Source organism: Micromonospora echinofusca (genome assembly GCF_017614955.1).
Lineage (GTDB): Bacteria > Actinomycetota > Actinomycetes > Mycobacteriales > Micromonosporaceae > Micromonospora > Micromonospora echinofusca_A.
The window spans coordinates 1-301 of the sequence record NZ_WVUH01000773.1 but is presented as its reverse complement, the minus strand read 5'-3'; the positions used below and the strand labels follow the sequence as shown (position 1 = coordinate 301).

General features: G+C 66.4%; 1 pseudogene. It reads left to right on the top strand.

What is annotated here, in order from left to right:
• A pseudogene (locus GSF22_RS34325) lies at window positions 1–301 on the top strand (hypothetical protein); the annotation flags it as partial.

The following is a 301-nucleotide window of genomic DNA, read 5'->3' as shown; positions in this document are numbered from 1 at the left end:
CTGCGTAAGGCTGTGCTGGGTGTGACGGGTCTGGTGTTCGCGGGTGGTCTGGCCGCGGGTCCGGCGTTGGCGAACGAGCTTGGTGTGGAGTCGAAGCCGGCGGCGCCGGTGGTCCAGACCGACACGAAGGCCGACGCCAAGGCGGACAAGCCTGCTGAGGCTGTGGGCGTGGTTGATCGGGCGAAGCTGTTGCCGCATGGTGTGCCGTCGGGTCAGTCGCGTATCGATCTTGGTGCGGAGCAGACGGGTAACGTGAAGGAGATCATCGCGGCGACGAAGAAGGCCGGGATGGATGAGCGGG